At 70.9% G+C, this 24,836-nt stretch carries 1 protein-coding gene; it reads right to left on the bottom strand.

What is annotated here, in order from left to right; translation table 11 throughout:
• Position 1 precedes the first annotated feature (1 nt).
• A complete protein-coding gene (locus UAJ10_RS06595) occupies positions 2-24,820 on the bottom strand; it encodes a filamentous hemagglutinin N-terminal domain-containing protein (RefSeq protein ID WP_322914586.1) in 24,819 nt (8,272 codons plus the stop codon).
• Between the last annotated feature and the right edge of the window lie 16 nt (positions 24,821-24,836).

Raw genomic sequence — 24,836 nt, 5'->3', positions numbered from 1 at the left:
CTCAGCGGGGGGTGTTTTCTTCGGTGGTGCCGCCGGTGGTGGTCAGCGGCGTGGTGGGGGTGCTGACGCCGGCCGGGGTCGGGGTGGTGCCGGAGGTGGTCAGCACCGCCGGCTGGGCGCTGGCGCCCACCACGCTGTTGCCGCCGGCCGACAGCACCTGCGGCGAGACGTAGGCCGACAGGGCGTCCGGCGTGATGCCGGTGTTGGACACCGTGCCGGTGAACAGGGCGGTGACGCCCGGCGTGCTGGGCACCGGCACCTTGGCCACCACCGTCGCCGCCACGGTGCTGACCGTGTCGGTCGGGCCCCAGGGCGTGTCGTTGATGAACCAAGGCGCCCCCTTCAGCGGGCTGTCGATGGCGCCGGCCGCCAACGACTGCTGCTTGGACGCCACCGTGCCGTACATCTTGGCGGAGGCGGCGGTGGGCACCTTCAGGCTGGCGACGACGATGGTCTGCGTGGGCAGGCCATTGGCGACGCCGATGCGCTGCGCCCCCGTGCCCGACGCCATGGTCAGGGCCGTGGTCGGGCCCTGCAGGCCCACCATGGTGATGTCGCCGTTGGTGGTGATGCTGGCCGTGCCGGCCGGCAGCGTCGCCACCGTGGCGAAGGTGATGGGGCCGCTGGTGACGGTGATGGTGGCCGGCAGCAGGAAGCTGGCGCCCCCCGTCTGGGTGAAGCCCGCCGCCGCCGACACGTTGGCGGCGCTGGCGAAGCTGATCGCCCCGTCGGCCTTGGTGTCGTTCAGCGCGATGGCGCCGCCGGTGGCCGAGACCGCCTGGTCGAAGACGAAGCCGTTGCCGGTCAACTGCAGGCCGCCGTTGCCGTCGGCCACCAGGGTGCCGTGGAAGGTGGTGACGTCGCCCGCCGCCGTTTCGATCAGGCTGCTCACCGTCACGGCCTTGCCGAAGGTGGCCTTGCCCTTGGCCGAGAGACGCAGCGTGCCCAGCGGGCCGGTGGCGCCCACCGTGCCCGTCACCTGGATGGCGTCGCCGGCCACCAGGTTCAGGGCGGCGCGGCTGGCGCTGTCCACCGTGCCGCCGAACACCAGCGAGGCGCCGGTGCTGGTCAGGCCCTGGTCGGCGGCCACGGAGACGGCACCGGCGTAGGTTTGCGCGCCGGCCGTGACGATGTTGCCGCCGTTCAGGCTGGCGGTGCCGCTGACCGACAGGCTCTTCAGCGCCTGGTTGGCACCGAAGGCGCCGGTCAAGGCGGCGTTACCGACCAGGCTCAGCGACTGGCCGCCGGCACTGGCACCGTCGACGCCGCCCGTCAGGGTCAGGGTGCCGCCGGTCAGGACCGTGTCGCTGCCCAGGGTCAGGGCGCCGCTGTAGGTCTGGCCGCCGGTGGTGGTGACGCTGGCGTTGGTCAGCGTCACCGGGCCGGTCACCGACATCTGGCGCAGGGCGGTGGTGCCGCCCAGGGCGCCGTCGGCGACCAGCGTGCCGGCCACGGTCAGGCCCTGGCCGCCCATGGTCTTGGCGTCGGCCCCCTGCGACAGGGTGACGGTGGTGCCGGTCAGCACCAGATCCGCCCCCAGCACCGCGCGCTCGCCAAAGGTCTGCGCACCGGTGGTGGTGACGCTGCCGCCGTTGAGGGCCAGCGTGCCCGGGGCATCGGTGGTCACCGACGCGGCCCGCACGGCGCCGCCGAAGGTGGTGGCGCCGCTGGTGTTGACCACCAGGGTGCCCAACTGGCCGCCCGCAGCACCACCTACAGCACCGGCGAAGGTGACGTCGCCGCCGCCGGCGTTGACCGCCAGCGCACCGCCATTGCCCAGCATCGCGAAGGTCACGGGGCCCTGGGTGGTGCTGACGGTGGTGTCGGCCGCCAGGGTGGCGGTGCCACCGACGGTCAGGGACTTGGCCGTCACGGTCAAGTTGCCGCCGCTGGTCAGGCTGTCGGCGATGGTGATGCCGCCAGCCGCCGTCAGCTGGCTGGCGCCGGTGAGGGTGACCGGGCCGCCCAGGGTGATATCGCCGCCGGTGCTGGTGACGGCCAGGCCGGACTTGGCGTTCAGCGTGCCGGCGAACGCGACGTCGCCCGTGGTGCTGATGGTGGTGCCGGCCGCCAGGGTGGCGGTGCCGCCGACGGTCAGGGACTTGGCCGTCACGGTCAGGCTGCCGCCGCTGGTCAGGCTGTCGGCGACGGTGACGCCGCCGGTGCCGGCCGTCAGTTGGGTGACGCCCGACAGGGTGGCGGTGCCGGCGACGGTGATGTCGCCGCCACTGGTGGTGATGAACAGCGTCTTGGTGCCAACCGTGCCCGCCCGCACCTGGCCGCCGTCGGTGGTGACGGAGGTGGTGCCGGTCAGGGCCAGGGTGCCCAAGGCGACGTCGCCGCCCGCCGTGGCGATGGTCAGGTCCGCCGCGCCGGTCGCGCCGGTGGCGAGGGTGAGGCCGTTGTCGGCCTTCAAGGTGCTGCCCCCGGCCACGGTCACCAGGCCGGTGTAGGTCTGCCGGCCCGTATGGATGGTGCCGCCGTTCAGGGTGGTTGCCCCCGTCACGGTCAGGGCGGCGAAGGCGGCGTTGACGCCGATGTCGCCCGTCAGGCTGGCGTCGCCCTGGATGGTCAGCGCGGGCTGCGCCGCCAGGGGGGTGGCCGCGTCGGCGCCGGCCGCCAGGGTGACCAGGCTGCCGCTCAGGACGGTGGTGCCGCCCATGACCGCCCGCTCACCGTAGGTCTGTGTGCCGGTGGTGTCGACGCTGCCGCCGTTGATCGCCAGCGTGCCGGCGGCGTCGGTGGTGACGGTGGCCGCTGTGACGGCACCGGTGAAGGTGGTGGCGCCGCCGGTGGTGACATTCAGGTCGCCCAGGCGGGTGGTGCCGCCCACGGCGCCGGTGAAGGTGACGTCCGCCGTGCCGGCCGCGATGGTCAACGCCTGCGCGCCATCCAGGGTGCCGGTGAAGGTGACCGCCCCGCCGCTGCCCAGGCGGGTGTCACCCGCCAGGGTCACGGCGCCGTCGTAGGTCTGCGTGCCGGCCGTGGTCACGCTGCCGTTCAGGGCGGCGGTGCCGGTGACCGACAGGGTGTTCAGCGCCGTGGTGCCGCCGAAGGCGCCGGTCAGCGCGGTGTTGCCCACCAGGATCAGCGACTGGCCGCCGGCGGTGACGCCGTCGGCGCCGGCGGCCAGGGTGATGGTGCCGCTGGCGCTGGTCAGGGTGGTGTCGGCGCCCAGGGTGACGGCGCCGGCATAGGTCTGGTCGCCGGTGGTGGTGACCGAGGGGTCGCCGAACATCGTGGTGCCGCTGACACGGACGGTGTTCAGCGCCGTGGTGCCGCCCACCGCCTGGTCCATCACGGCGTTGCCGATGATGGCCAGCGACTGGCCGCCGGCCGTCAGGGCGTCCAGCGCGCCGGACAGGGTGACGGTGGTGCCGGTCAGGACGGTGTCGGCGCCCAGGGTGATGGGGCCGCCGTAGGTCTGGGCACCGGTGGTGTCGACGCTGCCGCCGTTGAGCACCAGGGCGTTGCCGGTCCCGGTGGTGACGCTGGCGGCGGCGACCGTGCTGGTGACGGTGGTGGTGCCGCTGCCGTTGATGGTCAGGGCGCCCAGGCGGGTGGTGCCGCCCACCGCCTTGGTGAGGAAGACGTTGCCGCTGCCGGCGTTGATGGTCAGGGCATGGGCCCCGTCCAGCGTGCCGAAGCCGATGGAGCCGCCATCGGTGGTGGCCAACGTGGTGTCGGCCCCCAGGACGGCGGCGACGTTGTAGCTTTGCGCGCCGCTGGTGGTGACGGCGCCGCCGTTCAGGGTGGCGGTGCCGATGTTGACCGACAGGCGGGACAGGGCGGTGGTGCCGCCCACGACGCCGTTGAACACGCCGTTGGCGTTGACGGCCAGGATGTAGGCGCCGTCCAGCGTGCCGCCGAAGGTGACGGTGTCGCCGGTCAGCGTGGCGGCCCCGCCCAGGACCACGGCGCCCTGGTAGTTCTGCGTGCCGGTGGTGCGGACGTTGTGGCCGTTCAGCAGGGTGGCGCCGCTGACCGTCAGGGTGGTCAGCTTGGTGGTGAGGCCCACGCCCGCGTTCAGCACCGTGTCGCCCGTGATTGTCAGGGCATGCGCGCCGTCGACCGTGCCGTTCAGGGTGACGGTGCCGCCCTTCAGCACCGTGTCGGTGCTGAGCGGCAGGGCCTCGCCATACGACTGGGCGCCGGTGGTGTCGACCAAGCCGCCGGCCAGGCTGAGAGTGCCGGCGGCGTTGGTGGTGACGCTGGCCGCCTTGACGGTGCCGGCGAAGGTGGTGGCGCCGCCGCTGGTGACCGTCAGGGCCCCTAGGCGGGTGGTGCCGCCCACCGCACCCGTCAGGGTGACGTTGCCGGTGCCGGTGGTGACGGCCAGGGCTTGGGCGCCGTCCAGGGCGTTGAGGAACTTAACGGCGGCGTTGGTGGTGGCCAGGGTGGTGTCGGCGCCCAGGGTGGCGGCCCCGGTGTAGGTCTGCAGGCCGGTGGTGGTGACCGCACCGCCGTTCAGGGCGCTGGTGCCGCTGACGGTCAGGCTGGTCAGGGCGGTGGTGCCGCCGACGGCGCCGCCGAAGACGGCGTTGCCGGTGACGGCCAGGCTGGCCAGGCCATCCAGGGTGCCGTTGAAGGTGACGGTGCTGCCGGTCAGGGTGGCGTTGCCGCCCAGCAGGACGGCGCCGGTGTAGCCCTGGGTGCCGGTGGTCTTGATGACCCCGCCGTTCACGATGGTGTCGCCGCTGACCGAGACGCTGGTCAGCGCGGTGGTGGCGCCGACGGTCTCGTTGAAGGAGGCGTCGCCGGTGACAGTCAGGGCGTGCGCCCCGTTGACCGTGCCGTTCAGGGTGACGGCGGTGGCCTTCAGCGTGGTGTCGGTGGCCAGGGTCACGGCCTCGCCGTAGGCCTGGACGCCGGTGGTGTCCACGCTGCCGCCGGCCAGGGTGACGTTGCCGCCCAGGTCGGTGGTCAGGCTTGCAGCCTTCACGGCGGCGTTGAGGGCCAACGTGCCGCTGTTGTTGACCACGACATCGCCCAGGCGGGTGGTGCCGCCGACGGCGCCGGTGAAGGTGACGCTGCCGGCGGTGATGGTCAGGGCTTGAGCCCCGTCCAGCGTGCTGGCGAACGCCACAGCGCTGTTGGTGGTGGTCAGGGTGGTGGCCGCGCCCAGGGTGGCGGCCCCGGTGTAGGTCTGGCCGCCCGTGGTCCTGATCCCGCCACCGTTTAGCGCGCTGGTGCCGCTGATCGACAGGCTGGTCAGGGCGGTGGTGCCGCCGATCTCGCCGTTCACCACGGCGTTGCCGGTCACGGTCAAGGCCTTGGCGCCATTGACCGTGCCGTTCAGCGTGACGGTGGTGGCGGTCAGGGTGTTGTCGGCGCCCAAGGTGAGGGCGTCGTTGTAGGTCTGGGCGCCGGTGGTGTCGACGCTGTGACCGAACAGGGCGGTGGTGCCGCCGGCGTCGGTGACCAGGCTGGCGGCCTTGATCGCGCTCAGCGTGGCGGTGCCGCCGCTGTTGATGGTCAGGGCGCCCAGGCGGGTTGTGCCGCCGACGGTGCCCAGGATCACGTTGCCGTTGCCGGTGGTGATGGTCAGGGCGTGCGCCCCGTCCACCGTGCCGCTGGCGATGACGGCGGCGTTGGTGGTGGCCAGGGTGGTGTCGGCGCCCAGGGTGGTGTTGCCGAAGTAGTTCTGGCCGCCCGTGGTGGTGACGCCGCCGCCGTTCTGGGTGGTGTCGCCGTTGATCGCCAGGCTGGTCAGGGCGGTGATGCCGCCGACCGCGCCGCCGAAGACGGCGTTGCCGGTGACGGCCAGGGTCTTGGCACCGTCCAGGGTGCCGCCGAAGGTCACCGTGTCGGCCGTCAGGGTGGTGTTGGCGCCCAAGGTGGCGGTGCCGGTGTAGCTCTGGGCGCCCGAGGTGCCGACGCTACCGCCGTTGATGGTCGTGGTGCCGCTGACGGTCAGGCTGGACAGGAAGCTGTTGCCGCCGACGGCGCCGTTCAGCACGGCGTTGCCGGTGACGGTCAGGGCCTGGTTGTTGTCGACCGTACCGTTGAAGGTCACGGTGCTGGCCTTCAGGACGGTGTCGGTCACCAGGCCGATGTTTTCGCCGTACGACTGGGTGCCGGTGGTGTCGACCGAGCCGCCGGCCAGGCTGAGGGTGCCGGCGGCGTTGGTGGTGACGCTGGCGGCCTTGACGGCGCCGGCGAAGGTGGTGGCGCCGCCGCTGGTGACCGTCAGGGCCCCCAGGCGGGTGGTGCCGCCCACCACACCCGTCAGGGTGACGTTGCCGGTACCGGTGGTCAGGGTCAGGGCGTGCGCCCCGTCCAGGGCGTTGAGGAACTTAACGGCGGCGTTGGTGGTGGCCAGGGTGGTGTCGGCGCCCAGGGTGGCGGCCCCGGTGTAGGTCTGCGCGCCTGTGGTGGTGACCGCACCGCCGTTCAGGGCGCTAGTGCCGCTGACGGTCAGGCTGGTCAGGGCGGTGGTGCCGCCGACGGCGCCGCCGAAGACGGCGTTGCCGGTGACGGCCAAGCTGGCCAGGCCATCCAGGGTGCCGGTGAAGGTGATGGTGCTGCCGGTCAGGGTGGCGTTGCCGCCCAGCAGGACGGTGCCGGTGTAGCCCTGGGTGCCGGTGGTCTTGACGACCCCGCCGTTCACGATGGTGTCGCCGCTGACCGAGACGCTGGTCAGCGCGGTGGTGGCGCCGACGGTCTCGTTGAAGGAGGCGTCGCCGGTGACGGTCAGGGCGTGCGCCCCGTTGACCGTGCCGTTCAGGGTGACGGCGGTGGCCTTCAGCGTGGTGTCGGCGGCCAGGGTCACGGCCTCGCCGTAGGCCTGGATGCCGGTGGTGTCCACGCTGCCGCCGGCCAGGGTGACGTTGCCGCCCAGGTCGGTGGTCAGGCTTGCGGCCTTGGCGCCACCGTTGAGGGCCAGCGTGCCGCTGTTGTTGACGGTGACATCACCCAGGCGGGTGATGCCGCCCACGGCGCCGGTGAAGGTGACGGTGCCGCTGCCGGCGGTGATGGTCAGGGCCTGCGCGCCGTCCAGCGTGCCGCTGAAGGTGACGGCGCTGTTGGTGGTGGTCAGCGTGGTGTCGGCGCCCAGGGTAGCCGCACCGTCGTAGGTCTGGGTGCCACTGGTCTTGACGCTGCCGCCGTTCAGGCCGGTGGTGCCGCTGACCGACAGGCTGGTCAGGGCGTTGGTGAGGCCGACCGTGCCGTTCAGCACGGCGTTGCCGATGATGCCCAGGGTCTTGGCACCGTTCAGCGTGTCGTTCAGCGTGACGGTGGTGCCCGTCAGGGTGGTGTTCACGCCCACGACGACGGCGTCGTTGTAGGTCTGGGTGCCGGTGGTGTCGACCGCGCCGAACAGGTCGGTGGCGCCGCCCACGTCGGTGGTGACGCTGGCCGCCTTGACGGCGCTCAGCGTGGTGATGCCGCTGCCGTTGATTGTCAGGGCGCCCAGGCGGGTGGTGCCGCCTACGGTGTTGCCCAGGATCACGTTGCCCGTGCCGGTGCTGATGGTCAGGGCGTGCGCCCCGTCCACCGCGCCGAGGATGAGCAGGCTGTTGGTGGTGGTCAGGGTGGTGTCGGCGCCCAGGGTGGCGTCGCCGCTGTAGTGTTGGGTGCCGGTGGTGGTGACACCGCCGCCGTTGAAGGCGGTGCTGTCGCTGACCGACAGGCTAGACAGGGCGGTCGTGCCGCCCACGGTGCCGCCGAAGACGGCGCCACCGGTGATGGCCATGGTCTTGGCGCCGTCAAGGGTGCCGCCGAAGCTGACCGTGCTGGCGTTCAGGGTGGTGTTGGCGCCCAAGGTGGCGGTGCCGGTGTAGGTCTGCGCGCCCGAGCTGCCGACAGTGCCGCCGTTCAACGCGGTGGATCCTGTGACCGACACGCTGGTCAGGAAGCTGTTGCCGCCCACGGCGGCGTTCAGCACGGCGTTGCCGGTGATGGCCAGCACCTGGGGCCCGTCGACCGCGCCGTTGAGGGTGACCGTGGTCGCCGTCAGGGTAGTGTCGGCGCCCAGGGTGGTGACGTCGTTGTAGGTCTGGGTGCCGGTGGTGTCGACGCTGCCGCCGTTCAGGATCAGGCTGCCGGCCGCATTGGTGGTGACGCTGGCGGCCTTGACGGCGGCACCGAAGGTGGTGACGCCACCGCTGTTGATTACCAGGTCGCCCAGGCGGGTGGTGCCGCCGACCGCGCCCGACAGGGTGACGGCCCCCGTGCCGCTGCCGATGGTCAGGGCATGTGCCCCGTCCAGGGTGCTCAGGAACTTAACGGCGGCATTGGTGGTGGCCAGGGTGGCGTCGGCGGCCAAGGTGGCGGCCCCGGTGTAGGTCTGCGTGCCCGTGGTGGTGACGTTGCCCGCCAGGCTGCTGGTGCCGCTGACCGACAGGCTGGTCAGGGCGGCGGTGCCGCCGACCACGCCGCTGAAGCCGGCGTTGCCGACGATGGCCAAGGTATGGGCCCCGTTCAGCGTGCCGCTGAAGGTGACGGTGGTGCCGGTCAGGGTGGCGTTGGCGCCCAGGGTGACGTCGCCGCTGTAGGTCTGGGTGCCGGCCGTGGTGACGCTGCCCGACAGGGTGTCGGTGCCGCTGACGGAGACGTTGTTCAGGCGGTGGGTGGCACCCAGGCCCCCGGTGACCAGGTTGCCGGTGACGGTCAGCGACTGCTGGTCCGCCGCAGTGCCGTCGGCACCGCCGGTCAGGGTGACGGTGGTGGCGGTCAGGGTGGTGGTGGCCGCCGACAGGGTGGCCAGGCCGGTGTAGCTCTGGGCGCCGGTGGTGGTGACGGCGACCGGCAGGCTGCTGGTGCCGCTGACCGACAGGCTGGACAGGGCGGTGGTGCCACCGACGGCGCCGCTGAAGCTGGCGTTGCCGGTCACGGCGAGGGCTTGGGCACCGTTCAGGGTGCTGGTGAAGGTGACGGTGCCGCCGGTCAGCGTGGTGTCGGCGCCCAGGGTGGCCGCCCCGGCGTAGGTCTGGCCACCCGTGGTCTTGACGCTGCCACCGTTCAGGGCGGAGGTGCCGCTGACCGACAGGTTGGTCAGCGTGGTGGTGGCACCGACCGCACCACCGAACACGGCGTTGCCGGTGACGGCCAGGGTATGGCCGCCGTTCAGGGTGCTGGTGAAGGTGACGGTGCTGCCGGCCAGGATGTCGTTGGCCGCCAGGGTGACGGCGCCGGTATAGGTCTGGGTGCCGGTGGTGGTGACGTTGGCGCCCAGGCTGCCGGTGCCGCTGACGGACAGGCTGGACAGGGCTGTGGTCCCGCCCACGGCGCCGTTCAGGACGCCATTGCCGGTGATGGTCAGGCCATGGGCGCCGTTGATGGCCCCGTCGAGCGTGACCGTGGTGCCCTTCAGCACCGTGTCGCTGGTCAGGCTGAACGCCTCACCCAGCGTCAGGGTGCCTTGAGCGTCCAGCGAACCGGTGCCCAGGGTCAGGGTGCCCGCGTCGTCGGTGGCGATGTTGACGGCCTTGACCGCGCCGTTGAAGGCGGTGGCGCCGCTGCTGTTGATGGTCAGGGTGCCGAGGGTGGTGGTGCCGCCGATGGCGCCACTGAAGGTGACGTTGCCGGAACCGGTGCTGATGGTCAGGGCCCGGGCGCCATCCAAGGTGCCGCTGAAGCTGACCGCGCTGTTGGTGGTGGTCAGGATGGCGGCGCCTGTCAGGGTGGCCGCCCCGGTGTAGGTCTGGATGCCCGTGGTGGTGATGTTGCCGCCCAGGCTGCTGGCTCCGGAGACCGACAGGGCCTTCAAGGCCTTGGTGCCGCCGACGGTGCCCAGGACGGCGTCGCCGGTGATTGTCAGTCCCTGGGCGCCGGCGGTGGTGGCGTTGACCGTGCCGCTCAGTGTCACGGTGGTGCCGGCCAGGGTGGTGTCGCCGGCCAGGGTCACGTTGCCGCTGTAGGTCTGGGTGCCGGCGGTGGCTGTCGTGCCGGTCAGGCTGGCGGTGCCCGTGACGGACAGGTTCTTCAGGCGCTTGGTGGCGCCAAAGGCGCCGCTGGTGCCCAGGTTGCCCACGACGGACAGGGACTGCTGGTCGGCGGTGGTGCCGTTGGCGCCGTTGGTCAGGGTGACGGTGGTGCCGGTCAGGATGGTGTCGGCGGCGAGGGTGACGGCGCCGGTGTAGCTCTGCGTGCCGGTGGTGGTGACGTCACCCGACAGGTGGGACGTACCGCTGACCGACAGGCTGGTCAGGGTGGTGGTGCCGCCGATGACGCCGCTGAAGTCGGCGTTGCCGGTGATGGCCAGGGCATGGGCGCCGTTCAGGGTGCCGCTGAAGGTGACGGTGGTGCCGGTCAGGGTGGCGTTGGCGCCCAGGGTGACGTCGCCGCTGTAGGTCTGGGTGCCGGCCGTGGTGACGCTGCCCGACAGGGTCTCGGCGCCGCTGACGGAGACGTTGTTCAGGCGATGCGTGGCGCCCAGGGCGCCGGTCACCAGGTTGCCGGTGACGGTCAGCGACTGCTGGTCGGTCGTGGTGCCGTCGGCGCCGCCGGTCAGGGTGATGGTGCCGCCGGCCAGGGTGGTGGTGGCCGCCGTCAGGGTGGCCAGGCCGGTGTAGGTCTGGGTGCCGGTGGTGGTGACGGTGCCGGGCAGGGTGCTGGTGCCGCTGACCGACAGGCTGGCCAGCGCGGTGGTGCCGCCGACGTTCCCGCCGAAGCTGGTGTTGCCGGTACCGCCGTTGCTGACGGCCAGGCTGTTGGCGCCATCGACGGTGCCGCCGAAGGCGACGGTGCCGTTGCCCGTGCTGATCAGCGTCGTGCCGGTGCCGAGCGTCACGGCGCCGGTGTAGGTCTGGCTCCCCGTGGTTCTGACGCTGCCGCCGTTCAGGCCGCTGGCGCCGCTGACCGCCAGGCTGGTCAGCGCGTTGGTGGCGCCGACGGTGTCCGCGAAGGTGGCGTTGCCGGTGATGGCCAGGGTGTGGCCGCCGTTGACCGTGCCGCCGAAGGCGACGGTGCTGCCGGACAGGACGTCGTTGGCGCCCAGGGTGACGGCGCCGGTGTAGCTCTGCGTGCCGGTGGTGGTGATGTTCTTCGACAGCGTGCTGGTGCCGCCAACCGACAGGCTGGTCAGGGCGTTGGTGGCGCCGATGATGCCGCTGAGGGTGGCATTGCCGGTGATGGTCAGGCTGTGCACGCCATCCACGGTGCCGCTCAGGGTGATATTGCTGCCCTTCAGCGTGGTGTCGGCGGTCAGGCTGAGCGCCTCGCCATAGGCCTGGGACCCGGTGGTGTCGACACTGCCGGTGTTCAGCGCCAGGGTGCCGACGGCGTCGGTGTAGACGGAACCCGCCTTGATCGCGCCGCCGAAGCTGGTGGCGCCGCCGCTGTAGAACTGCATGGACCCGGTGCGGGTGGTGGCGCCGATGGTGCTGGCGAAGGTGATGTTGCCGGTGCCGGCGTTGATGGTCAGGCCGTCGCTGCCCGACACCACGTCGCCGTTGCCGTCGACCGTGCCGCTGAATAGGACGTTGCTGTTGGTCGTGTTCAGGACGGTGGCGCCGGTGCTGCGCGCCAGGGTGACGGCCCCGGTGTAGGTCTGGGTGCCGGTCGTGGTGATGGCGGCAGCGCTGAGGGTGCTGGCCCCGCTGACCGACAGGCTGGTCAGGGCGGTGGTGCCGCCGATGGTGCCCGCGATGGCGGCGTCGGCGGTGATGGTCAGGCTGTGGGCGCCGTTGACCGTGCTGGCCAGGGTGACGGTGGTGCCGACCAGCGTGGTGTCGCCGGCCAGGGTCACCGCCCCGCCGTAGGTCTGGGTGCCGCCGGTGGTGGTGGTGCCGGTCAGGCTGGCGGTGCCGCTGATCGATAGGTTCTTCAGGCGTGTGGTGGCGCCGAAGGCGCCGCTGGTGCCCAGGTTGCCCGCGATGGTCAGCGACTGGGTGTCGGCGGTGGTGCCGTTGGCGCCGTTGGTCAGGGTGACGGTGGTGCCGGTCAGCGTGGTGTCGTTCACCAGCGTGACGGCGCCGGTGTAGGCCTGGGTGCCGCTGGTGGTGACGGCGCCGGACAGGCTGCTGGTGCCGCTGACCGACAGGCTGCTCAGGCTGGTGGTGCCGCCGATCGCGCCGCCGAAGCCGGCGTTGCCGATGATGGCCAGGGTCTTGGCGCCGTCCAGGGTGCCGCTGAAGCCAACGGTGGTGCCGGTCAGGGTGGTGTTGGCGGCCAGCGTGGCGGCACCGGTATAGGTCTGGGTGCCGGTCGTCCTGACGGTCGTCGTGTTGATGGTGGACGTGCCGCTGACGGACAGGCTGCTCAGGCGCGTGTCAGCCCCGACAGTGCCATTGAAGACGGCATTGCCGGTGACGGTCAGGCCATGGGCGCCGTCGATGGCGCCGCCCAGGGTGACGGTGCCGCCCTTCAGCGTGGTGTCGGTGCCGAGCGACAGGCTGTCGCCCAGGCTGATCGTGCCGGTGGCATCCACGCTGCCGGCCGTCAGGACGATGCTGCCGCCGGCGTTGGTGGTGAGACTGCCGACCTTCACCGCGCTGCCGAGGGTGGTGGCGCCGGTGGAATTGACGGTCAGAGCGCCCAGGCGGGTGGTGCCGCCCACGGCGCCGCTCAGGCTGACAGCGCCCGTGCCGCTGCCGATGGTCAGGTCATGCCCGCCATCGACGGTGGAGGTGAAGCCCACCGCGGTATTGGTGGTGGTGACGGTCGTATCGCCGCCCAGGGTGGCGGCGCCGGTGACGGTGAAGGTGCCGCTGCCGGTGCTGTAGGTACCGCCCAGGGTGGTGGCGCCGGTGTAGGACTGGTTGCCGGCGCCGGCGACGCCGTGGGTGGTGATGGTGGCCCCGCTGGCGGACAGGGCACCCATGCCGGTGGCCGCGCCGCCCAGGGTGATGTCGCCCGTGCCGGCCGTCAGGGTCAGGTCATGGCTGGCGCCGGTCACGGTGCCGGTGACGTCGATGTCCCCGTTGCTGGCGTGCGTGTCGATGGTGCGGGCGCCGGTGCCGCCCAGGGTCAGGTTGCCAGTGATGGTGACGGCGCTGGCCGTCAGGTCACCGGTGATGGTGGTGTTGCCGGTGTAGTTCTGGGCGCCGCTGGTGGACATGGCACCGACGCTGATGGTCGTGGCCGTGGCGTCCAGGCTGGACCCGGTCATGGTGCCGCTGACGCTGATGGCGCCGCCGCTGTTGGTCAGGGTGATGGCGTGGCCGTTGCCGGCGGTGATGCCGCCGGTGGAGGTCAGCGTGGTGCCCGACCCGCCGCCGGTGATGGAGACGACGCCGTCGGCGGTGGTGAGGCCCGCCAGCGACAGGGTGCCGGGGGCGGAGATGTAGATGCCGTAGTCGCCGGCGCCGTTGGCCAGCACCGTGCCGGTGACGTTGGCCGACAGGGTGGCGGCGGTGGCGCTCAGCGCGTTGCCGCTGCTGCCGATGGCCTTCAGGCTGGTCAGGTTCAGCGTGTTGGCCGTGATGGCGCCGCCGCCGGCGCCACCGATGGCGCCGGTGGTGGCGGTCAGGTTGACCGTGCCCGTGGCGCCGGCGCTGATGCCGCTGGTGCCCACGGCCAGGTCGCCGGTGCTGGCCGTCAAGCTGACCGTCGGCGTGGTGCCGTTGGCCGTGACCGACGTGGTGGTGAAGCCGACGTCGTTGGTGAAGGTGATGTTGCCCTTGGCGGTGCTGAGCGTCAGGCCGGACAGGCCGCCGGTGTTGCCGACCGTCAGGTTGGCGGCGGTGGTGGTGCCGGTCAGCTCGGCGTCCAGCGCCCCCACCGTGGTGGTCAGGCTGGTGTTGCCGCCGGCGGCACCGCTGATGAACCGCAGGCTATCGGCGGTGATGGTCAGGGCGCGCGGCGTGGCGCCGGCGGCGACGATATCGGTGACGCCCTTCAGGTACAGGTCGCCCGAGGTGCTGACGCCCGCCGTGGGCAGGGTCAGCGTGCCGCCGGCCAGCAAGGCCAGGTTGCCGGTGCCGACGTTGGGCAGGCCGGTGCTGACGTTGATATTGCCGGTGGCCTGCAGGTAGACGGACCCGTTGGCGCCCAGGGTCACGTTGGTGCCGGTGCCCAGGGTCAGGTTGCCGGTCTGCTTGACGTTGATGATGGAGCCGGCGTCGGTGGCCGACAACGCGGTCAGGTTGGTCACGGCGGTGACGATGGGGGCGCCGGCGCCACTGGCGAAATCGGTCAGCGTGCCGATGCCGCTCTTGGACGACAGGCTGGCGTTGTAGCCGGTCAGGTTGGTGGCGCTGCCGGCGCGGGCCAGGATGGACCCGTTGGTCGCGGTCAGGGTCAGCGTGCCGCCGTTGAGGCTGGCGGTATTGGTGCTGATGGCGCCGATGGTCAGGTTGCCGGTGGCGGCCGTGATGGTGATGTCGTTGCCGCCGCCGGTGGTGGAGGTGGCGGTGGCGCTGACCACCGTGGTTGGGCCCGCCGTGGTGATGACGGTGTTGCCGCCGGCGGCGGTGGAACTGGTGATGGTGACGCCGCTGGTGTTGTTATCGTCGACATAGATGCCGGCGCCGCCGGCGTTGTCGACCAAGGTCAGGCTGTTGGCGGTGGTCTGGACGGCGCGGGTGGAGCTGCCGACGCCGGTGGCCCCACTCAGCGAGACGGCGTTGCCGACGATGCGGGTCAGATCCAGCCCGTCGTCCATGATGGCACCACCGCTGGAACTGGCGACGATGGTGACGTTGCCGCTGCCGGCGTTGACGTTGCCGGCATAGACGGTGGTGCCGGTGCCGCCGGAAACGGTGATGTTGCCGCCGCTCGACAGGACGTTGCCCAGGTAGAGGCCGCCGTTGCCGACGATGTTGATGGCGCCGCCGCCGGAAGAGACGTAGGCGAGGGTGGTGGTGGCCTGCGGCGACAGGTAGACGGTGCCGCTCTGGCTGATGGCGTTCACCCGCTGGCCCACCAGGTTCAGGCCCTTGCCCGACCCGCCCAGGCCGCTGGTGGCGGTGGCGCTGACGGAGAAGGCGCTGACCTCGTTGCTGGTGGTGGGCGCGTTGCTGGCCAGGATGCTGCCGTTGTTGGCCGTCAGCGTGATGTTGCCCTGGGTGGCGCCGGCGGTGATGGCGCCGCCCAGTGTCAGGTTGCCGCCGTTGACGGTGACGGAGATGCCGTCGCCGGAGATGTCGTTGGACGAGGTGGCGCCGTTCAGCAGCAGGGAACCGGACGAGGTGATGACGATCTGGCCGTCATGGGTGGTGGTGGTCAGGCCACCCAGCATCGCCCCCTGGCTGTTGATGACGATGTCGCCGGTGCCGGTGACGGTGGCGTTGACCGCGTTGTTGGTCGCGGAAATCTGCAGCGGGGCGTCCACGCCGCCGATGCCGGTGCCGGCGGTCAGGTTGATGGCGCCGTAGCTGCCGCCGATGCTGGGGCTGCCGCCTTGCAGCACGCCGCCGCCGCCCAGGATGGCGCCGGCGGTGGTGACGGTCAGGGCCTGGCCGTTGCCATAGGTGACGCTGCCCAACGTGATATCCACCGCCGAGGTGGTGGACACCGTCAGCGCGCCGCCCGACGCGACGTTCGACAGGTTGATGTTGGAGGTGGGCGCGATGTAGATGCCGCCTTGGCCTGCGCTGGCGGTGAAGTCGGTGGCGGAAACCTTCAGCAGGGTGGCGGAACTGCCGATGCCGCTGCCGTCGGTGCTGTTCTCGGAGGAGACCTGCAGCGTCAGTTTGCCGGCGGTGATGGAGGAACTGCCGGCGGTCGCCGTGATGGCGCCGTTGCCCGACGCGGGATCGACCTCAAGGTCCAGGGAACCCGTGCTGCCGAGGTTGATGGTGCCGACGGCGACGTTGTGGTTGGTCCGCAGGGTCAGGTCCAGGCCGGACTGCGTCAGGACGCCGATGGTCATGGTGCTGGACGTTTCGGCCCAGGCGGCCGTCAGGCCGGTGGCGTTCAGCTGGATGGTCCCGCCGCCGGTGTAGTCGCCGGTGCGATCCAGCGTCAGCTTGGTCAGCGTGCTGTTGTCGTTGAGGTAGATGTTCTTGGTGTTGGTCAGCGACAGGACCGGGGTGGCCACGACCAGGACGTTGCCGGCGGCGCCGATGGAATAGCCGGTGTCGCTGTCCGTCACCAGGGTGACGCTGCCACCGGTGATCAGGTTGCCGCCGTTGATGGCGGTGATGTCGCCTTCGCCCGCTGTCAGGCTGACGGCGGAGGTGCCGGCGTTGATGGTGCCGACCGAAATGCCGCCGTCGCTGGTCTTCAGCGTGACGCCGCCGGGGGCGGCGATGCTGCTGGCGATCAGGTTGCCGTTGGTTTCGCTGACATTGACGCTGCCCGTGGCGCCGTTGGCCGCGTGCGCGGTCAGGTTCAGGGTGGTGGCGGCGCCGTTGGACGTGGTGGTGATGGCGCTGACGTTGCCGATGGACCCCTGGGCGATCAGCGTCACCGTGGCGGTGTCGTTCAGCGTGCCGCTGAGGATGGAGCCGCCTTCGTTGTCGACGGTCAGGTTGTGGCCGTTCAACTCGATGCTGCCCAGCGCGATGTCGCCGACGCTGTTGTTCAGCACGACGTCACCGCCGGCGGTCAGGCCCTTCAGCGCGGCGGAGGCGGAGAAGCCCAGGTTCACGGCGCCGCTCTGGGCGTTCGCCGTCAGGGTGTTGACCTGGGCGTCGATCTCGTTGCCCGCGCCCGAGGTGCCGATGGCGCCGCTGTCCGACACCAGCGACAGGCTGGCGGCGGTGATGCCGGTGCTGCCGTTGCCGTCGCCCTTGATGTCGCCGCTGGTTGTGTGCAGCGCCAGGGTGCCGGCCGTGCCCAGGTTGACGGTGCCCACCGTCATGCCGGCGTCGCTGGTGACGCTCAGCGCCAGGCCGGTGGTGTCGACGATGTTGGTCAGGCTGGCGCCGGTGCCGGCGTCGCTCATCCCGAAGGTCAGCCCGGGCGAGGTGATGCTGTAGGTGCTGGCGTTGGACGTCGGATGGCGGGTGTAGAGGTCCAGCGCGTCGATGTGCGTGTCGGAATTCAGGTAGACGCTGCCGCTGGTGTCCATGTCCAGCAGCGGGGTGGACAGGTTCAGCGTCGTGGCGCCGCTGCCGACCGATCCACCGCCGTTCCAGGTGGTCAGCGAGGTCTCCGCCGCCGTGACCCGGTTGCTGCCGTCGATGGCCAGGATGCTCTGGTAGTCGTACAGCGTGACCAGGCCACCGGCCGGCGCGCCGCTGGCGCGCGTGTCGATCGTGCCGATCTTCATGCTGTGCTGGGCGGTGGCGGAGAAGTTGATGCCCGTGGTGTCGCTGACCAGGTCGAAATGGGTGTAGGTGCCGTCATCGCCGCCCGTGAAGGTCAGCTGGGGCGCGGTGATGGAGAAGATGCCGCCGGTGGCCGTGCTCTGCGTCGTCCGCACCGACAGGGCGGACAGATCCAGGCCGTTGTCGACGTAGATGTTGGCGCCGGAGGTGACGCCCAGCGTCAGGGCGGTGGTCTTGATATGCGCGCCGGCCGTGCCGATGGAGCCTGTGGCGGCCAAGTCGACCTCGCCGCCCGCCAGCAGCACCGCGCCGTTGTCGCTCAGGCTGCCGTTGGTGGAGGTGACGCTCACCGTGCGGCCCTTTTGGCCGTTCACGGTGCCGATCTGGATGTCCTTGTCGCCGGTGAAGCTGAAGTCCACGCCGCTGGCGTCGACGACGTTGACCAGGTTGAACTGCGAGCCGGAGTCCGTGACCGTGAAGGTCAGGTGCGGCGCGGTGATGGACAAGGTGTTGGCGCGCGCCGTGGCGTGACGGTCGGTCACGTTCAGGGCGTAGAGGTCCGACCGGGCGTCGACATAGATGTCGTTGCCGCTGTCCAGGGACAGGGCCTGGGTGTCGACGCTCAGGTGGGCGGCGCTGGCGCCGATGGAACCGCCGGTCGCCTTGATGGTCACGATGGGGGCGGACACGGTGCCGCCGCCGCTGGTGATGGCGCCGCTGGTGGTGATCTTGGCCGTGTTGCCCACGGTGAGCGCGCCCAGGGCCAGGTCGCCGGTGTTCGACAGGTTGATGCTGCCGCCGGTGACCTTCTTCGTGCTGGGGTCCAGGGTCTGGATGGTGCCGGCCAGGCTGCTGGCCGTGGTCAGGAAGGGGTCGGTGCCGTCCTGGTAGATGCCGACGTTCGTGGCGTTCAGCGTCAGCGCGCCGGTGGTGATGCGCGAGGAGCTGGTGGCGGCCTGGATGGCGCCGGTGGTGGTCAAGGTGACGGCGGCGCCTGTGCCCGTGCCGGTGTTGATGGTACCGGTGGTGATCAGCTGGTTCGTCTGCACGCTCAGCGCGACGTTGCCGCTGTTGGCGGTGAAGGTGCCGATCTGCAGGCCATAGGGGCCGCTGTTGCTGTAGGTGATGCTGTCGGTGATGTTGCTGGCGGTGATGCCGAAGCCTGCGGACGGGGTGCCGGTCTGGGTCAGCGTGGCGTTCAGCGCCAGGGACGACAGCGCCGCGCTGTCGGCGACATACATGCTGCCGGCGGAGGCGATGGACAGGTTGGCGGTGCTGACCCCGACGGCCTGGCTGGACGTGCCGACGGATGCGTCCTTGGCCAGGGCCGACAGGCTGACAGAGGTGCCGGTGATGGTCTTGCCGGACGAGCCGGTGATGGACCCGCCGGTGGAGGTCAGCGAGATGGCGTTGCCGGTGATGTTGTTCATCACCGCGATCGCCCGGTCGGTCGTGTAGCTGAAGTTCAGCGCCGGCGTCCCGTTCTTGGCGGCGAAGACGCTGCCATTGGCCAGCGACTGGGTCGCGCCGTCGCCGACGATCAGGCCGGAGCTTTGCAGGAAGAAGCCGGTGACCTTGATGTTGTTGTCGTTGTCGGACGACGACACGTGCCGGCTGATGATGGACAGGTTGGCGAGCCCGGCGTCGTCGACATAGACCGCGCCGAGGGAATCGATGTTCAGCGTGGTGGATTCGATCGACACCGAATTGGTGCTGGTGCCGATGTTGCCGTTGCTGGCGTTGGCGCCCTTGGTCGTCAGGTTGACGGTGCCGCTGGCGGAAATGAGGCCGCCGAAGCCGCTGAGGAAGCCGATGTTGGCGGTGGTGTTGTCGGTGGTCACCGAGATGCTGTCGGTGGCGGACACGGTGCCGACGTTCACGCTTTCGCGGGCGTAGAGGCTGAAGGTGCTCAGGTCGCCGGTGCCGCCAGAGGTGGCGCCCGCCCGGTTGACGCTCAGCGTGCCGCTGGCGCTGGAGATGATGTAGGTCTGGGTGGGGGCGGTCAGCTTGAAGACGCCGGCGCTGTTGTTGCCGGTGAAGTTCAGCGCCAGCGCGGTCAGCGCGTGGTCATCCACCACATACATGTTGGTGGGGGCGCTGAGCGTCAGGTTGGTGGTGCCCGACAGGGCGATCCACTTGGACGTGTCGCTGTCGCTGGTCCCGGCCACGCCGATGGACCCGGTGCCGGACGTCAGCGAGACGGTGCCGGCGGTGATCTTGGTGGTGCTGTCGCCGTCGTCCTTGATGTTGCCGGCCTTGGCGTTGATCGAGACGCTGCTGGCCGTCAGCGCGCCGACGGTGAAGTCGCCACTGCCCACAGTGATGCCCAGCGCGCCGTTGCCGGTGTCCACGCCTGACAGGGCGGCCGTGGTGCCGGACGTCAGGGTGGCGGCGCCGCCCGAGGTGGTGAGGCCGGTCACGGTCAGGACGCCGCCGGCCGTGAGCGTGGCCGCCCCGCCGCCCGTGGCCAGGCTGGTGACGGTCAACGCGCCGCCGCCGCCGCTGGTGATGGTCGCGGCCCCGCCGCCGGTCGCGATGCTGCCGACGGTGACGGTGCCGGCGGTGGACGCCAGGGTGACGGCGCCGCCGCTGGTGCCGATGCCATAGTTGGCGGTGCCGGCGTTGCCGTTCACCGGACCCAGGACGGTGATGGCATGGCCGCCGGTGAAGGTGAAGTTCAGGGCGGAGGTGCTGGTCAGCTGGGTCAGGGTGTACAGGCTGCCGCTATCGCTCAGCGCGAAGCCGGTCAGGTTCGTGGCGCCGACGGAGAAGCTGTTGGCGGCGCTGGTGCTGGTGCTCGCCAGGGTCAGGTTGGACAGCGCCGCGCTGTCGACCACCTGGATGCTGCCCTGCGCGGTGATGGCGAGGTTGGCGGTGGTGACGCCCAGCGGGCTGGCCGAGGAGCCGACGCTGCCGGACGCGGCGGTCAGCGCGACGGTGGCGCCGGCGACCGTGGTGCCGCTGTCGCCGTCATCGGTCAGACTGCCGGAGGTGGCCGCGACGCCCACCGTGCCGCTGGCGCTGATGGCGCCCAGCTTCAGGGCGCTGGCGTTGGTGACATAGACGTCGCCGGCCGTGGCCGTGGCGTTCAATGTGCCGCCCGACGCGCTGATCAGGATGGGGGCGGCACTGCCGCCGATGGCGCCCGACGCGGTCAGGCTGACGGTGCCGCCACTACCCACCGTCAGTGTGCTGTAGCTGGGGGTGATGCCGCCGCTGGTGTTGGGATTGGTGATGGAACCGGCGTCGGCCTTCAGGGTGACGGACTGGCCGGTGGTGGTGATGGTGCCCAGGGCCAGGTCGCCCTGCAGCGCCTCGACCGTCATGTTGCCGCTGTTGTAGTTGCCGGTCTTCAGCGTCACCACGTTGGCGGTGGAGTTGACGGGCATGGACACGACGGCGTGCGTGTCGCCTGTGTTGGCCGCCACGCTCAGGGTGCCGGTGGCCAACTGCAGCGGATTGGCGCTGGTCCCCAGGCCGCCCGCGGTCCAGACGGCCGACAGGGTGATGGTGCCGGCCAGGGCCTGGGTCGCGGTGTTTGCGTCGTCCAGGATGCTGCCGTAGCTGGCCGTCAAGTTCAGTGAGCCCGTGCGGGTGACGTCGATGTCGCCCAGCGTGATGGTGCGGTCGTTGGTGTAGGTGAAGGCCAGGCCGGTGACGTCCGTCAGGGTGTTGAAGGACGTGGCGGCGGTGCTGTCGGTGACGTTGAACACCAACGACGGCGCCGTCAGCTGATAGGTGTTCACGCTGCCGTTGGTGGCGTGGTTGGTGGTCAGCGACAGGCGGGAGAGGTCGGCGATGTCGCTGGCGTACAGGTTGCCTTCGGTGGTCAGGCTCAGGTACGGCGCGTTGATGTTCAGCGGGTTGGCCGCGCTGCCCAGGCTGCCGTTGCTGGCGGTCAGGTTGACGTAGTCGCCGGTGACGCGGGTCTGGCTGTTGGCGTCGTCCAGGATGTTGCCCTGGGTGGCCGTCAGGTAAACGCTGCTTTCGGCGCTGCCCTGGATGTGGCCCAGCACCAGGGTCTCGTCGCTGGTGAAGCTCAGGCTGTCGATGGTGGTGCCGACGATGTTGGTCAGCGTGAACCGGGACCCGTCGTCGCTGATGCCGAAGGTCAGATAGGGCGCGGTGATGGCGACCGTGTTCGCCACGCCGGACGAGGTGTGATCGTCCGTGATCGACAGCTCGGTCAGCGCGACGGCGTTGTCCAGGTAGATGTCGCCGACGGCCGAGACGGACAGTTCCGTGGTGTTGGTCTTGAGGTGGGAGGCGGCGGTGCCGATACTCTGGTTCGCTTCCAGATCCACGCTGTCGGAGGTGATGGACGTGGTGACGCCGCTGTCCGCCCGGATGGCGCCGCGGGCCTCGATCTGCACCTGTCCGGGATAGGTGGTCGTGCCCAGCGCCTTGATGGTGCCGGCGATGGTGATGTTGCCGTCCACGGCGCCGACGATGATCTTGGGGCCTGAAACCTGATTGTCCAGGCCGGAGACCGGGACGTAGGTGGTGGCCAAGTCGCCCACCACCAGGTCGCCGGTCATCTGCGCGATGAGGGCGCCCTGGCCCACGCTGCCCGTCACCTTCGCGACGGAGGTGTACAGCTGCACATAGCCCTTGGACGAGGTGCTGAGCACCAGATTCTGGCCGGTGACCAGCGCCCCGGTGCCCATGGCGACGACGCCGTCGCCGCCGGAGGAACCGGCCGTGGTCGTCAGGGTGATGTTGCCCGATGCGCCGGCGTTGATGGTGCCGACGCCCAGGGCGCCGTTGGCCACCGTGATGGTGATGTTGTCGCCCGAGTTGCCGCCGGTGGAAACCTGGGCGGCGGTGGTGTTCGCGGCCGTTGCGACCTCGATCGCGCCCGTGCCGGTGTTGGCGACGCTGGACAGGGTCGTGGCGGTGGTGTTGGTCAGGTTCAGGTAGATGCCGGCCGTGCCGGAGGCCGCCTGAACCGTCGAGGCGTTGCTGGTCAGCGGGGTGGCATGGACGCCGATGCCGCTGGCGGCGCTCAGGTTCAGGGTGTTGGCGCTGATGGTGGTGGTGGCATTGGCGTCGTCCTGGATGGCGCCGCCCGTGCTGGCCAGCGTCACCGTGCCGCCGGTGACGGTGCCCACGGTCAGGGTGCCGGCGGTGGCGACGTTCACCGTGCCGCTGGCGACGGCGCTCTGCAGGGCCAGGGCGCCGCCGTTGGCGACATAAATGCCGCCCGAGCCGGCGCTGGCGCGCAGGCTGGCGGTGTCGGTCTGCAGGGGCGCGGCGCTGCTGCCGATGGCGCCATTCAGGCCGGTGGTGCCCTGGGCCGTCAGCTGGACGGAGGCGGCGGTGATGGGCGTGGCGCCCGTGTTGCCGGCACCGGCCAGGATGTTGCCGCCGGTGGAGGTCAGGGAGAAGACGCCGCTGCCGGTGACGTTGACGTTGCCGACGATCGCGTCATGGTCCGTGCTGACCTGGGCATACAGAAGCGACGACTGCTGCAGCGTGTTGAGGTTCAGGCTGCCCGTGTCGGTCGCGTCGAACGTCAGGCCGGGGGAGGTCAGCTGATAGGTGTTGGTGACGCCGGGACGGGCGTGCGTGGCGCTCAGGGCCAGGACGAGCAGCGTCTGGTCGTTGGTGACGTACAGGCTGCCACCCGTTTCCAGGCCCAGGCCCTGGGTGTGGGTGCTGATGGTGGAGGTGGGCGTGCCGATGCCGCCGCCCTGGGCGGACAGGACGACGCCGCCATTGCCGCCGGTGCCGCCGGTGATCAGGTTGGTGGTGCCGACGTTGGTGATGGAGCCGACCACCGACGTGATCGCGACGCCGCCGCCGGTGGTGACCGCGTTGGCCAGCGTCACGTTGCCGTTGGCCGTGATGGTGATGACGCCGGTGTCGCTGGTCAGCTTGGCGACGTTGGTGATGGTGCTGCCGATGCCCAGCGACTGGAGGGTGATATTGCCGCCGCCGCTGGCCACGATTTCCGTGGTGGACGGGTTGGTGAAGGTGATGCCGCCGGTGGCCGTGGACTGCAGGGTCAGGCTGTGGCCGCTGCCCAGGTTCACGGTGCCCAGGTTGTCCACGGTGATCAGGCCGCTGGCCTGCAGCACCACGTCGCTGGTGGCGGTCAGGGCGACGATCTTGCCCGAGGACACGGTGTTGAGGGTGGTGCCCGAGCCGGCATCCGCCGCGCCGGCGGCCAGGGTGCCGCTGGTGATGTGGCTGTCCTGGCTGCCGCTGTTGGCCGCGCCGTTGGTGATCTCCAGCGTCGTGGGGTCCAGCAGCAGGGTGCCGGTCTTGCCCTTGGGCGCCTGCAGGTTGACGTCGCCGTCCAGGGTCACGCCGTTGTGGCTGGACACCTCGGCGAAGCCGCCGTCGCCGCCCCGGGCCCCGCCCTTGGCGCTGACGGTGCCGGAGAACAGGGTGCTGTCCTGGGACAGCAGGCTGACACGGCCGCCGTTGCCGCTGGTCACGGCGTCGGCGTTCAGGGTGGCGCCCGCCGCCAGGCTGACGCTCTTCGACAGGGACTTGGCGGTGTCCAGCGTGGTGCCGGTGCCGTCGCTGCCGATGGCGATGTGGCCCCCACCGGCGTCGCCGCCGGCATCCACCACCGTGCCCGCGGCCACGGCCACGTCGGCGCCCATGGCCACGACGCTGCCGCCCGTCTGGCCCGCGTCCCTGCCGCTGGCGTTCACGGTGCCGCCCACGGCGACGGTGCCGGTGTCCCCGCCCGACAGCACGATCTTGCCGTTCTTGGCGCTGACGCTGGTGGCGACCAGGACACCGTCGGTGTTGATGACGTGGTCGATCACGCCCTTCACGGCGCGGGCCGACAGCTCGATGGTGCCGCCCTCGGCCGCGATCTGGCCGGAATTGACCACCAGCGCCTGCGCGGGCGTGCCGTCGGCGTTGTGGGGCAGGGCGGTGACGGCGGAGCTGGCGTCGAAGCTCAGCAGGCCGTCGCCCTGGAAGTCCAGGGTGAAGGTCTGGGCGCCGCCCAGGGCCACGCGGCCCAGCTTGGCGTGGATGACGCCGGAGTTCCGCACGCTGGGCGCCACCAGGGCGGCCAGGCCGCTGTCCTTGATGGTGATGTCGCCGGCGTTGACGATGGCGGCGTTGGGGTTGGCCGAGGCCTGGTTGAAGGCGTACCGGCCGGCCAGGAGGTCGGCGTCGCTGATGTTGGCGGTGGTGGCCACCAGGCTGCCCACGTCCACCCGTGACCCGGCGCCGAAGACGACGCCGTTGGGGTTGACCAGCATGACCGTGCCGTTGGCGGTCAGCTGGCCGAAGATGCTGGACGGGTCATTGCCGATGACCCGGTTCAGGATGACGCTGCCGCTGGACGGCTGCAGGAAGTCGACCTTTTCACCGGCGCCGATGCTGAAGGACTGCCAGTTGATGGCGGCCTTGTCGGTGCCCTGGGTGATGGTCAGGGTGTTGGGCTTGGACGCGTCGATGACCGCCTGGCCCACGGTCACCGTGCCGCCCGTCGGGTTGGCGTGCGCCGCCGACAGCAGGGACGAGACGATGTAGGCGCCCAGCGTGGTGCCGACGGCGATGGCGGCGCGGCCGGCGCGCCGGTTGCGGCGGTTGGCCATCTTGGGCGCCGGCGGCGCCAGCCCGGCGACCGAGGCCATCAGCGCGCCGCGCAGATCGGCGCGGAAACGCTTCATGCCCGGCAGGGCCTGGGATTGCCGGGTGCCCGGACGGTTGGCGCCGGAACGGGGGCGGAAAAAGCTGCCGTGGTTCATGATTGGATTTCCCCGT

The sequence above is a fragment of the Nitrospirillum guaranorum genome (assembly GCF_034653275.1).
Classification (GTDB): Bacteria; Pseudomonadota; Alphaproteobacteria; order Azospirillales; family Azospirillaceae; genus Nitrospirillum.
The sequence above is the reverse complement of the archived record's forward strand: the minus strand, read 5'-3'. Positions and strand labels throughout refer to the sequence as shown.